Annotated in this window: 13 protein-coding genes; 7 read left to right on the top strand and 6 right to left on the bottom strand. The window is 62.5% G+C overall.

Going from position 1 to position 12,117, the window contains the following annotated elements:
- Window positions 1-576 precede the first annotated feature (576 nt).
- From B1A87_RS07005 to B1A87_RS06985, 5 genes are all read left to right on the top strand, one after another.
- A complete protein-coding gene (locus B1A87_RS07005; protein WP_260680724.1) occupies window positions 577-1,134 on the top strand; it encodes a LuxR C-terminal-related transcriptional regulator in 558 nt (185 codons plus the stop codon).
- 2 nt (window positions 1,135-1,136) lie between these two features.
- Window positions 1,137-2,336: a sensor histidine kinase gene (locus B1A87_RS07000; RefSeq protein ID WP_144275741.1), complete on the top strand. Its 1,200-nt coding sequence runs from the start codon at window positions 1,137-1,139 to the stop codon at window positions 2,334-2,336.
- 32 nt (window positions 2,337-2,368) lie between these two features.
- A complete protein-coding gene (locus tag B1A87_RS06995; protein ID WP_139362774.1) occupies window positions 2,369-3,331 on the top strand; it encodes a hypothetical protein in 963 nt (320 codons plus the stop codon).
- Between the two features lie 165 nt (window positions 3,332-3,496).
- Window positions 3,497-3,703 (top strand): hypothetical protein, encoded by a 207-nt coding sequence (locus B1A87_RS06990; protein WP_139362775.1) that lies wholly within the window; start codon window positions 3,497-3,499, stop codon window positions 3,701-3,703.
- Window positions 3,704-4,055: 352 nt separating this feature from the next.
- On the top strand, window positions 4,056-4,442 hold the full coding sequence (locus tag B1A87_RS06985; protein ID WP_185982261.1) for a hypothetical protein: 387 nt from the start codon (window positions 4,056-4,058) through the stop codon (window positions 4,440-4,442).
- Between the two features lie 683 nt (window positions 4,443-5,125).
- On the opposite strand, the gene B1A87_RS06980 is transcribed toward B1A87_RS06985, so the two are convergent.
- On the bottom strand, window positions 5,126-5,431 hold the full coding sequence (locus B1A87_RS06980; protein WP_078027941.1) for a hypothetical protein: 306 nt from the start codon (window positions 5,429-5,431) through the stop codon (window positions 5,126-5,128).
- Between the two features lie 2 nt (window positions 5,432-5,433).
- On the opposite strand from B1A87_RS06980, the gene B1A87_RS06975 reads away from it, so the two are divergent.
- Window positions 5,434-5,712, top strand: coding sequence for a hypothetical protein (locus B1A87_RS06975; RefSeq protein WP_078027942.1), 279 nt, complete (start codon window positions 5,434-5,436; stop codon window positions 5,710-5,712).
- A 156-nt stretch (window positions 5,713-5,868) separates the two neighbouring features.
- Window positions 5,869-6,399, top strand: a complete 531-nt coding sequence (locus tag B1A87_RS06970; protein ID WP_139362776.1) for a hypothetical protein — start codon at window positions 5,869-5,871, stop codon at window positions 6,397-6,399.
- Between the two features lie 34 nt (window positions 6,400-6,433).
- Here B1A87_RS06970 and B1A87_RS06965 read toward each other — a convergent pair whose 3' ends face one another.
- The 5 genes from B1A87_RS06965 to B1A87_RS06950 all read right to left on the bottom strand — a co-directional run bounded on the left by B1A87_RS06965 (window position 6,434) and on the right by B1A87_RS06950 (window position 11,517).
- Window positions 6,434-6,706, bottom strand: coding sequence for a nuclease-related domain-containing protein (locus tag B1A87_RS06965; RefSeq protein ID WP_260680723.1), 273 nt, complete (start codon window positions 6,704-6,706; stop codon window positions 6,434-6,436).
- A gap of 13 nt (window positions 6,707-6,719) precedes the next feature.
- The gene (locus B1A87_RS22885; RefSeq protein WP_185982260.1) at window positions 6,720-6,866 is read right to left on the bottom strand and encodes a hypothetical protein; all 147 of its coding nucleotides are present in this window, start codon (window positions 6,864-6,866) and stop codon (window positions 6,720-6,722) included.
- A 159-nt stretch (window positions 6,867-7,025) separates the two neighbouring features.
- Window positions 7,026-7,619, bottom strand: a complete 594-nt coding sequence (locus B1A87_RS06960; RefSeq protein ID WP_139362777.1) for a hypothetical protein — start codon at window positions 7,617-7,619, stop codon at window positions 7,026-7,028.
- Between the two features lie 41 nt (window positions 7,620-7,660).
- Window positions 7,661-9,058, bottom strand: a complete 1,398-nt coding sequence (locus B1A87_RS06955; protein WP_078027944.1) for a hypothetical protein — start codon at window positions 9,056-9,058, stop codon at window positions 7,661-7,663.
- On the bottom strand, window positions 9,052-11,517 hold the full coding sequence (locus tag B1A87_RS06950; RefSeq protein ID WP_260680722.1) for a type IV secretory system conjugative DNA transfer family protein: 2,466 nt from the start codon (window positions 11,515-11,517) through the stop codon (window positions 9,052-9,054). Before B1A87_RS06950 ends, B1A87_RS06955 begins: the two co-directional genes overlap by 7 nt.
- Between the last annotated feature and the right edge of the window lie 600 nt (window positions 11,518-12,117).

Here is a 12,117-nt window from a genome sequence, read left to right as displayed (position 1 = left end):
TTCTGCGGCGGAAATGTCCGCAGAAGGGCGTACGCGGCCTGACTACTCACTCGCTCAGGCCACATTTGAGCTGCGATCAGGCAACTCCCCTTATGTGGGTGCGTGGGGATCGAGGGTGTGGATACGAAGATTGTGGCGGTCGTGGCCCCCGCTCTTAGGCTCGGCCGGGGTGGGGTTTGCCCAAGGCTTTGACTGTTCCATTACGTGGCTCCTGGGCCGTTAGCCCCTAGTGATGGGTGAAACCTTTCTTGCCGAAATGTTGGTTGCATGCGGCTATCCAGATGGGCAATTTATCTGTACGGAAGGGGCCCTGGGTGGACCATCTGAACGACCGAATCGGAGGGGCGAACTGAGCCGGAAGTCGCTAGAAGACCTACTCTGTGTCGGGCTTGGCAGGCCGAGCGGGTGACGTCAAACTGATTCTGTGCACTATGTGAGGTCGAGATGGGAAAAACCGTGGATCCGAATGTGATTCGCGCTGGGATAATCGATGACCATGAGGCCATAAGAATCGGATTTGCTCTCGCGGCAGCCCGGGACTCGCGTAACCATAGACCGCCCGTTACCGTAGAAGGCTTGGCATCCACCGTTGACGCATTCTTGGGCGCTGGAGCCGGCATCTGCGATGTCGTTGCTCTCGACATGTCCCTGGCCGATGGTTCACGGCCCAGTGAAAACGTGAGGCGCCTTGTGGCGGCCGGCTACAAAGTCCTGGTATTCACGCTCGGCGATGATGTCGGCGCCCTTCAGGAGGCGCTGGCAAACGGGGCGATGGGTGTTTCGAGGAAATCGGAACCGACCGCGGAGACATTCTCGAAACTGCGGCGGGTCGCCGCCGGGGAGTCTATCGACAGTCAAGAGATGGCGGCCGCTATCGAAACCGACACCCAATTCGTGGAGGCAAACCTGTCGGAGCGCGAGGCCGAATGTTTGGGCCTGTATGCTGCGGGATTCTCCCAGTACCAAGTGGCACGGCGCATGAATGTGGTCGAGAGCACGGTCAAGACTTATATCGACAGGATCCGGGAAAAGTACGAGGGCGCGGGCCGGCCAGCGGAAACAAAAATTGACCTCTACCGCCGGGCCGTCGAGGACGGAATCTTGCCACCGCTACTTCCACTACGGAAGAAATGAAGGTGCACGTTCAGATCCCCGCCGGGCCGTCGGCACAAGCGACGCACCGGCTGATGGGACAGGGCATCAGTGCGGTCGCACTCTTGCTGCTTCTACAGGCACTGGGGCTGATCATCGGGCAGAGGCAGTGGACCGAGACATGGTGGGAGGCTGTTTTCCTGTGGGCGTTCCTCGCCGTTTTCGTCTGGTTCGTGGCCGCCTCGGTCCGTGGCAGTTTCCTACGGACTACTGGTGTGATCCTAATTGCTCTTGTCTTGGCCGGGCTGACCCTCTGGCCTGTTGCGGTGCCGCCGGCCGTGCCGGCCGGTATCGGCACGCCGTGGTTGTGGGCCGTGATCAATGTCGGCGCGGCCTGGTGCACGTTCACTGCGGGCACCGCCGCCGGGTGCGTGTACTCCGTGGTGATAGGCGCGGTGTTAGGCGTTGTGCGTACGACCGCGCAGGTGGGCTCGGTCGGGACAATCATGTTGGCGTGGGAAGACACCTTGTTCGCCACAATTCTTGCGGTAATCATTTGCCTGACCATTGGCATCCTGCGCCAGACAGCCGCTAGGGTCGACGAGGCTGCTGATGAAGCCATCCGGCAATATAGGGAGGCCGCCTCAGCCGCAGCAGTGAGCAATGAGCGACTCCGCCTTGACGGGCTTCTCCACGACAGTGTTATGGCCGCACTGATCACAGCCGCCAACGCTCATTCAGATTACGAATACGCCGCCAGCTCGCGATTGGCCAGCCGGGCCCGTGGACGTCTTGGTCTTTTTGACGCCGTGGCCGTTGAGAGGCCGCCGGCAACGGTCGCGGAGCTGGCCGCACGGATCCGCTTCACAGTCGAAGACCGGGCCGGGGCCCCTGAGGTAGCGGTCACCTGTAACTCTCCACAGAACGTGATGCTTCCCGCCCCAGTGGTCAGCGCCGTGTTCGAGGCGACGACTGAGGCTGTGAAGAATGCGAGACGCCATTCCGGCGCGACTCGATGCGAGGTCAATGTCATCGGACGCTCCCTTATGAACGCCAATCGTGTCGTGGTGAAGATTAAGGACAACGGAGTCGGTTTCGACCAAGCGCTGGTGTCAGATCGACGGCTTGGCGTCCGGGTTTCCATCATCGGCCGCCTTAATGCTGTGGGCGGTGCCGGGAAGGTCACCTCCACATCGGGCTCGGGGACCGAAGTAGACCTGGAGTGGGAAGGGGCTACCTCGTGATCCGCGCCGCCTCTGCCAGGACGATGGTTCTTGTGTGCGCTTTGTTTGCCAGCGTCCACATCATCGTGGGGCTGCTCAGCTTGGAGATGGTCAGCAGCATCTGGCCGTCCATTACAGCCATGGTCTTCTATGCAGCGGCGACCGTCATGATCCTCATCCCGCGACCGAAGACGCTGACGAGGACACGTGCCCTCGCCGCCGTGGCAACTGTGGTGGTCATGGGGGTGATGGTCGACAGTGTCCTACCCAAGGACGAGTGGCCTGGGTACGCGTCCTGGCATATAGCCGCCTCCTACACCCTCCTCGTTGTCGTCAACGTCCGGGGCCGCGTGCTCATCTCGTGGGTGGGTGGCGTTCTATCGGTTATCCTGGCCGTCGTCTGGGCGTCGGGGACCACCGTTGGCTTCGCCGGCGGCCTCATGATGAGCATCGCCACGGTCGGGTGGCTCACCCTTGCCACTATGATTGGGCGCTTGCTCCGTAGCAATGACCTCCGGATCAGCCAATACACAGCTGATGCCCAGGCAGCTGCGGACCGGTACGCGACGGACAAAGCCCTCAGCATTGCCCGCAACCAATGGCTAGAGCGAGTGCGTTGGATTGTCACCCCGGCCCTGGACCAAATCTCAACACCAGGGTTCGTTCCCAGCGAAGCGGACCGGCAGGAATTCAAGCTCATCGAAGCTCAGCTCCGGGACGAAATCCGCGGGCGGGTCCTTGCCACCCAAGAGGTACTGGAAGCAGCGCGCAAGGCCAGAGAACGGGGAGTCACGGTCCAGCTCCTTGACGACCGCCGGCAGGAACTGACTCCACAGATGCTCGCCGCAGCCACTGCAACGATCATCAGTGTCCTCAATCAGGCACGAAGCGGAACGGTCACGGCTCGGGCAAAGCCTAAAGGCGGGGCGACTGCGGTCACGATCTTCGCATCGACACCCGAGAATCCCGACACTCCGACCTTGGTGGAGATGGCTGATCGAAGACCAGAAACGTAGCCGTAGCGCGTAAAAAGCTAGCGGCGCGTACGACCTTCTGGGGACACTTCAACCCCTCATGGCCCTAGGCTCTTCAATCGTGAACTGGCCACTCCTACTATCCAATCAGGATCTTGCACAGGTAAGTAAGGTCCGGGACCGGGGCCTATTGAAGGGATAAGGTCAATGTCAGAAATGCACGTCATCCTCAAACTAACGGATTCCGAGGGAACGTCTATAACTTTGAAGGGTGTCCCACTCGAGGAAGTCATGGAAGAGTTCCATGCCGCGTTGTCAGAACAACGGTTCATGGATGTGGGCATGAACCGCCCAGGCTACACGCACCGAATCAATCCACAGCAAGTGGCTTTTATTCATACGCTGGACTACTAGGCTAGTGACTCAAAGAGCGGCGAAGCGTCGCTCCCTCGGCGAGCAGCGGGCCGAAGAGGCTACAGCAGGGCCGTCGCCGGGGAAGTCTGTGGTACCACAGCCACAGTGCCGGGCAACGAGAGTCCCGCAAAGACCACCTTCTGCAGAGACCTTCGCCGCCTCCCAGTTCGAGAACCAGCAGCTTGCCTAGCTCCCTTGACGGGCAGCCTGACTGCGAGTAGAAAATGGCTACCGATGTCAGGGTTTTGAACCCTTAGACGAAAACGACATAACCGCCATCATGAAACCCATGGCCAGTTGGGCTCTCTCACCATCACAACACGCGCCATGCCATCGATTCCACCCGTTCCCGATGAAAGCCGAGGATGACAGCATGGGATTCTTTTCCAGGCGCCGAGAGGAACAGGCGGCCCGCGAGCGAGAAGGTGCAGCCGATGCAGAGAGGTGGCGGGAGTGGGTCGAAGGGATCGCGAATCAGATGCCGGACCACGGCATGCTGACTGTGGAAGTCGCCGCACAGTTGGAGTCGCCGCCGCTCCGGGAGATTGCATCCGAGGCTGAAGCCGACATCAATTACTTCACCGCCAGACACTTCACCTCTGAATACGCCGCCAGGTTATCGCGCAAATACATCTTGGAGTCCGAAGAGGCGCGGCAGGCGGATGACCAGGAGACAAGGGACAGACAACTTCGGCGCTGTAAATACATGCAAGAGGTCAGCGCCCGACTTGCCGTATGACGGCGTGACGCGTCGGGTTGATGTTCAGGTGGCCGGGAACACGCGCCCCCGTTGGATTCGTGGGCCTCACCTTATGTACGGGCAGCAGTTGTTTGTCGGCCCCCTCAGATCCGTTGGCATAGAGAGGAAGCTGTACTCGTGGAATGGTCTGGACTAATACTCTTCATTGCTTACCTTATCGGAGTGAGGGTTGTCGCTCGTCGGTACTTCGTCGTCATGGCGTCTCTCTCGAAAGAGGTGAACCAGGGATGACCGAAGCAGTTGCGATCGCAGCAATATGGCCAATCACGATCTTTCTGGATTCTGTTCGGAACCCGACCGCGTGCAGCCACCGGAATCACGGGCTGGCCAGGCGTATTTAACGACTCCAAGTAGATCGAAAACCCTAAGAGCGATTTGCCGAGTAGGCTTCAGTTTTGATGTCGGCGTTGTCGGGAACGAGGTCTAAGACTAACGGCTTGGCCAGATCCTTCGGCTGATTTTCGACATGAGATCAACAGCAAGTCGCGGCTGCCCACGGGTCTGCGCCATGGTGGTCTTCGCCTCGGCGAACCTGAAGCGGCTTCCGCGCAAGGTTCAGGCATGCGCCACGGCAGCACAGATGAAGGCGAGTTCGTGCGCCGCGTCCACGCCTCAACGGACCTGCTGCCATGGTGGAGGATGACTCGATGCTGGTGGCGAACTCACCACCACGCCCTTCTAAGGCCCTGAAAAGCACTGGCCCTCTTACGGGCCGACGCCCGGTCCTGGCGCAGCATCGGATCGTCGTTGCGGCGGATTTGGTCGCGGCGGGCTTGTTCTTGGGCGCGGGCTTTGATCTGTTCCAGGGCTTCCTTGACGGCTTCCGGGCTCTTGGTCTCGGCGTCCGGGCGGTGGCTCTTGGCCTTGTTCTCACGCACTTTGCGGGCCAGAGCGGTGATGCGTTCGGCGCATTCCTGGGCCGGACTCAGCTGCGTTTCTTTTCGGCGTGTTTCGCGCAGGCGGTCCACGCGTGCCCTGCCGGTGTCGGGGTTTCCTTCACGGCAGCTTCGACCTGGGCGGCTCCAGCTCGTGCCGGGACTTCTTCCTGGCCGGCTGGACCGTCGCAGACATCCTGCCCGCCCTCGACTGGATGCCTGACGGCACCCAGTGGCCCCACAGCGGCGCACCCGACACCAAAGACCCCCGGCGGATGCGCGACTGGCTAAGACACCGCCTCAGCCACTGGCGCACCGAGGCCGGCGATCACGCGTTCATGATTCATTGTCTCGAACGGGCGCCCCGCACCTGACGACTTGCGGGCAAGAAACGGGCGCGATCGGCCCATCTTCGATAAGCCTCGCAGGGCTTGGGGAGGGCGTCCAGGCCTTGACACCCAAACTCATCTGCGGCCATCCTGAGTGGGCTGGGACTTCATTTGATAAAGAGCACCCAGTAGGAGGCCAAGGTGAAAGTCGAATTTGACTACGGCGGAAGAACATTTCTCGTTGACTCGCGCATCCCTAACTGGGACCTCATCTCGATCAAAGTAACCACTGTTGGGAAAGTCTCACTTGAGAAGGACCTGCACACAGGCGACGACATATACGTGAACTGGGATCAAGTGGGTGTGTTGCGCCGAGTCAGCGAAAGGACAGAAAAACCGCGACCAGTTGCCACTACACCGCCACTGTCCGCGGCTCTTCAGCCGGTCGCTTCTGAGCCCCCAAAGGTTGCTGTTCATGCGACGCCGCACACAGCCGGTGAGCTGGCCATGCAGTCATCACGGAGTAATAAAGATGTCGAAGCGCTCTCGACTGAAGCCTCGAACCCGAACACGACGCCGGCCAGGCTAAGCCAACTTGCCCACATGGTGCCGGCAACGCGCGTTCTCGTGGCCCGGAATCCAGCAAGTCCACCATCATTGCTGGCTTGGCTGAAAGAATTGAACGACCCTGCCATCGACGAGGCACTCCTCGATGACTGGAGCAGCCCGTGACGAAGCGGCTTTTTGAACCGGGCAGTGCCAGCGCCTACGTGGCCAGCAGCAGGTAGAGGCCGGGCTTCCACATCTTGGAGTCGTTCAGCAGCACCGACTTGCCGGAGACGATGGCGTGGTCGATGTTGGCTTTGAATCCGGGGATGGGGATCCGCAGGTCGTGCAGGACGGCAGCCTTCTTCCCGAAGCCGTTCAGCAGCGCCTCGGTCTTCTGCTCACCCCTGGCGCCGACCTTCGCGACGGACTCATTCACCGCCCAGGAAGAATCCTGCAGCCCGGTGGCGGCCCGGCCGTAGATGCCGTTCATCAGAAGTTCCAGATCATCCGGACGACGGTCCACAGTCCGAGGAGGACGACGATGCGCCGAGTAGTTTGCCGCCGCTGGCCGAGGCCATCCAGTCGTCAATTTCCTTCCGGTCTTTGGCGGTGCTGTCCAGGACGCGGTCTTTGATTTTCTTTTCGCCCATACCCGGAAACATGCGTAGGCAACCGGGTGACAGGGGGGGTTACAACGAGAGCGTGGGAGAAGGTATCAACCCAAATGCGGGAGGGGCAGGTGAACCCACCGACGTCCTGGCATTGGTTGCGGAGAGCAGGTCAGTTTTCAGGTGGGCAGGTTTGAGCTCTTACTGATTCCAGATCGGTCCGAGCTGGGCAGCGCGATGGAGGAGACGCACGTGTTCAGCCACGTGGTCCGAGAATTCAGTCATGATGACGTCGTCGTAACCATGGGTGGCGACGCAGACCCGGTCAGTTCCATCTTCAACGCAAACTGGTGCCAATCGCCTGACGTCGTTGTATGAGGGTCTCTGCCTAATGACGTACACGGTTTCGAGCAGTTCGGCGAAGCCTTGATGTCCGGTGAGCGTCGGATTCAACACGAAGAATCCCTCGGCTGTCATGCATAGCTGCGTGCCGTGCAGGGCGGTGATCTTTCCGTCCGGCCCGAACGTAGCCTGCAGTGGCCAATACGGAACCTTCGTCCGCGGGGCGGGAGCTGGCCAAGCTTGAGAGCTGACGGAATCGGTGATCGGGTTGATCCCTAGTTCGGTCAGCCGGCGGAGGACTGCTGGCGCGACATTCAACAAGTACGGCTCGACGCGGCCGCGGGCGTACTGCTGTTGGACCCCGGAGTCGGTCTGCTTCTGCAGGTCACGGTTCCGGCTGGCCTCATCCTGCCGGAGAACGGCATCGTAGGCGTTGTCGAAAGGGTTGTTCATCGCACTCCTCATCCCGGCTTTCTACAGGTTACCGACCCGGGTCACCATTCGATGCGGAGCCGCTTCGGAAGTTTCGCGTCGCCGCCGTTGCCGATGGCCGCGCCGAGTGGCCGGCCTTTGGAAAGGTGCGGCTTGGCTGGCGCCGGGTGTGGGACCTGGACGCTGGCCCGGTCCATGGGGGAGCCGATCATCGCGGTGTGGTCGCCCTTCCGCATCCAGTGCGGGGTCGCTGCGAGCAGCTTGGAGTTCTCCAGGACAGCGGTCGCGTCGAAGGTGTGCCAGGGGGCGAAGGCATGGTCGGTGAGCATCCCCCGCCTGACCCAGCGGTCAGGACCGACGGCGTCATTGATGGCGAAGTCGGCTTCAAGGTTGAAGAATCCTTCGCTCATCAGGTGCCGGTCCGGAAACCATTCCTCCCAGTGGGCGATGCCGATGCGTGCAGCAGGTGAGTCCTGGCCGCGGCCGGGGAACTCCCGGAGGACCTTGGCGAGAATCCGGTAGATCTCGTGGCGGGGATCGGTGCTGGTGTTTCGCGAACGGTCCGGGTGTGGCGCGGCGATGAACACCACGGTGAGCCCTGAGGTTTCCAGCGGCCGTTCGGAGATGACCTGGGCCCAGCGGCGTACCTTGTTCTCGAAGGCTGGAGACGCCGTGGCCGTGAGTTCGAAGGCGATGCGCATGCCGTCGTGGCGGACGATGGTGCCATCGGCGCGCCGACTGTCTGCGCGGGCCAGCTTCTTGCCGAGGCCGGAGCCAGCGAGCAGGTCGATGGAGGAAAGCTTCTCGCCCATGACTGCTCCGACCTCCAGGTACTCCGCGGCGCGGAGGCCCAGCTCGGTGGAGAGCACGTTGTGCCGGTCGTATTGGCCGCCGGTTGACCAGGACATGCCGGCGGTGACGCTCAGCCATTCTGGCCCGGTGAGCGTTTGTTCGATGGCCTTCGTGAAAGCTTCGGAGTTCGCGGTCCGGAAGACGACACTGCTGTCCATGCCGGGGTTCGGCCGGAGCCTGTTCGCATAGACGCCGATGTCGATCAGGTCCAGGGAGAACGACGCGGCCATCGAGGAGTAATTGGGGTCCAGGAAATACCGGCAACCGGTGAAGGCGGCCAGCTGTTCTGCCGACGCTGTTCGCCAGGAGTCCAGGACGCCCCAGGCTGCGAGGCGTTCAGCGCGGCCGCGGTTGGAGGTGATGATGCGCAGGGCGTCGTCTGGGGTCAGGAGCAGCTTGGCGTTCACCGGGCTCAGGCCCAGTTCCCTATGATGCCGGGCCATCGGACCGGTGATCCAGTTCGCCTGGGAGCCGGGAGCCCAGAGCCGGTCCCAGTAAGGGTCGCGGCGGTTGTGCATGGCGAGGTCGTCGTTGGGGTTGGCCGACGGCATCATCTCTGCGTGGATGCCTTCGGCGGCGGCCCGGCGTTCTGGTGTAACGGTTACCAAGGGAATGCTCCTGCGGGTTCATGGGTGTATCCCTGCGCGGCTGCGTAGGTGGAGATGTCTGCTTCGAAGTTGGGGAGCTTGACGATGAACGCGGACTGCCGGCTCTGCTCGACTTCGGAGCGGACGACGACATGGAAGGGCGCCAGGTGCTGGATGTCTTCGGTGGTCCATTCGCTGTTGGAGCCGACGTCGGCGGCGACCTCGCCCGCGGCGGTCACGTCCGTCTGGGCGAAGGAGATCAGCGTCGAATAGGTGAGGAAGTTGTTCCGCAGTGCGGCGCCCAGCTGCTCGGGCCGTTGGGTGGCAAGGATCGCCCGGATGCCGTAGGACCGGCCCTGGTCTCGGATCCAGGCGACAACTTCCGGTGACGTGCCGGCCAGCAGGGAAAGTTCGTCCGCGAAGATGGTCACGTACCTGCGCTGTTCAAGCCAGCCCGAGCATGTCCGCTTCATCCCGTTCTGCATTGAGTACATCAGCAGCGAGGAGATCTGCTGGTTCTGTTCGTCATCGAGCAGGATGCCCGACGGTGAGGACCCGGTGTTGATGACCACGGAGCGGTGGCCTTCCAGAATCTGCTGCCAGGTGACCTTCTTGCGCGACGGAGTCCACCAGTCCTCCATGATCAGGAGCTGTTCGAACTTGTTGCGCGGCGGTTCCAGGAATGGCCGGCGGGCTGATTCGGTGCGGTCCTCAAAGAGGGAGGAGATGGCAATGTATGCCTGCTCCAAGGTCTCGTCGGGGGTGCCGCGTTCGCGCAGCTTGATGCCCAGGGCCTTGATGCCGGTGGCGAGCTGGACAGCGATTTTGTCCGAGGTTCCGGCGAGCAGCTGGAAGGCGTAGTAGAGCGGGGACATGCCGTGCTTGAGGATCCGCTCGTCCCGGTCCTCGATGGAATCGATGACCCGGTCGTCAACTGACAGGGCGGCGGTAAGGATCGCGACGATTGTCGGGAAGGACCGCGGCCCGATGGCTTCGGAGCCGAACGTGTACTTCAGCGCGTTGGTGAAGAAGACAGCCTTGGCCGCGTTGTCACCCGGGACAGCGAAGAGGTCGATGGCAGGTGTGCGCGGGTCAGCGGCGTCGATGGTGAGGATCTTATCGCCGAGGGTGTGGGCCCAGTTCACGTACTTGGCGACGCCGTCGCCTTTGGACTCGAATGCGATGAGGGTGTTGCGGGCGCCGGGATAGCCGGGCTTGCCGGAAGGGTTGACCCGCTCCAGGCAGTGCCACCCGAACAGGGACCTGACCAACAGGGATTTTCCCGAGCTGGGCCTGCCGACCACGGCGACGCCGAAGAGCATGGCGGCCGCGGACAGGTGGGCCGAGCCGTCGTCGTTGGTGCCCAGCAGCGGACCGATCTGCTGGAGCATCACCGGCGGAGTTGCCCGGGCGCGCGTGGCCGCGGCGCCGGAGACGGCACCGGCGTGCGGGGAGACCATGCCGACGACAACGTTGGGTCCGACCATGAACGTGTCCGGGGCCAGCGGGTAGTCGCCGTCGGAGGCGGGGACGTACTTTTCGAACGGTACCCTCTCACCGTTGATGGTCCGGCTGCCGCGGACCGTCTGCTCTTTCCGAGGCGGCCGGGGCCGTCCGCGGCGTGCCGCCGGAGGTGCGAACACCGGCTGCGCGAGGCGGTTGCGGAGCTTCGTGTCCGGGGAGGAGATGCGTCCGGCGAGGGCGGCAAGCCCGAGGAGAACTGCCACACCGGAGATCCCGTACAGGAGCGGTGCGATGCCCGCGGGGATGTAGGCGGCGTACTCGGCCGGCAGCTGCGGAAGACCGAACAGTGTTGCCGCGGCAAGGAGCAGACCGATCGGCAGGCCGAAGAACAGTCCGTGCTTCGTCGGGGCGAAGCGGACACCGGAGTCCAGATCGAAACCGGGCAGGCCCGCGGTGACCTGGGAGAGCAGGGACGTCACTTCCTCCTTCGAGGATCCGCCGGCGGTGATGGAGACAGCGATCGCCGTCGGGGAAGTGGAGTGGTGCGTCGGGACGGCGGTGCCCAGTCTGTTCCCGAGCCACGGCGTGTAGAACTTCCGCTCCTTGTTGGAGGGTTTCCGCATCGTGACAGCCACCCAGGAACCTTCGGGCATGGCGTTGGCCAGCAGCCGCGGCAGCTCGGTCGGATCAATGCCGGACTGTGTCTCGCGAAGCGCCGGGGACGGCAGGTAGTTGAGCGTCCCGATGGGCGGGGTGTCACCCAGATCCTCCGGCATTTGTGCCTCTTCGGCGCGGGCGCCGACGGTGTGCGCCAGGTGCAGCGGGGCGTTGGTTCCGAGCGAGGCGGCCGGAAGAATCAGGTAACCGTTCAACCCGCTGGACTCGCGCCGGGTCAGGAGAGTGGCCTGGCCGGAGTTGGTCGCGGCCGAGGCGAAAGTTCCGGCCCGCTGAGTGAAGGTTGTGGGGTTTGTGTCGATGCCGCCGGCTCGTGCCAGGCGAAAAATGCGCTGCTCCATGCCCTGGAACATGCGTAGTTTCCCGATGGACAGCCCTACAAACCCGGCTAGGCGGATTCAGGGCGTTTCCCAGCCCGGATTCTGCTGGAGAAGCGCCCGAATCGCCCCAAACCCGGATCGCGCCGCGCCGACCCTTCTTGCCTATAGAACATATGTACGGCTGCGAACATGTCAGACCTCCATGCGCAAGCGTTCCGGTGTCTCCAAGACGGGCTCCGTGGCTCTTGTACTGGTACTTCTTCTGTGTGCGGCTGCCCCGCAGATGCGACGGCGGTTTCCTGAACTTTCTCCCAAAAACTTTTGGGTGGTCCAATGCTCGACGCATGTCACCGTTGGTGTCGCCTGCAGCGGGCCTTTAATGGCCTGCGGCCGGCAGTGGCTGCCACCTGGCAAGTGTTTGTTGGACGCCAATTGTGGTGGCGGGGTTTGGCCTGCGGCCGGCGGTAAGTGTGTGGCAGCCATGGAGGGTTGGTGGAAGTCACTGCGTTGTGGGGGCTGCGCCCCGGTGGCGTGGGCGGCAGGTTTGTGGGCTGGGAGCCTTGGTGGATGCCTGCGGCGCGGGGAGCTGGGGGCGTAACGTTTTCCGGTCAGCTGCTCCGC

The sequence above is a fragment of the Arthrobacter sp. KBS0703 genome, assembly GCF_002008315.2.
In the GTDB taxonomy this organism is placed as follows: Bacteria; Actinomycetota; Actinomycetes; order Actinomycetales; family Micrococcaceae; genus Arthrobacter.
This window is presented reverse-complemented; position numbering and strand designations above follow the sequence as displayed.

Coding starts and splice junctions, on each gene's coding strand:
- B1A87_RS06960 (WP_139362777.1), bottom strand. CDS start 7,619: ATGAACAACCCTTTCGACAACGCCTACGATGCCGTTCTCCGGCAGGAT.
- B1A87_RS06985 (WP_185982261.1), top strand. CDS start 4,056: ATGAAAGCCGAGGATGACAGCATGGGATTCTTTTCCAGGCGCCGAGAG.
- B1A87_RS06965 (WP_260680723.1), bottom strand. CDS start 6,706: ATGAACGGCATCTACGGCCGGGCCGCCACCGGGCTGCAGGATTCTTCC.
- B1A87_RS06990 (WP_139362775.1), top strand. CDS start 3,497: ATGTCAGAAATGCACGTCATCCTCAAACTAACGGATTCCGAGGGAACG.
- B1A87_RS06950 (WP_260680722.1), bottom strand. CDS start 11,517: ATGGAGCAGCGCATTTTTCGCCTGGCACGAGCCGGCGGCATCGACACA.
- B1A87_RS22885 (WP_185982260.1), bottom strand. CDS start 6,866: ATGGGCGAAAAGAAAATCAAAGACCGCGTCCTGGACAGCACCGCCAAA.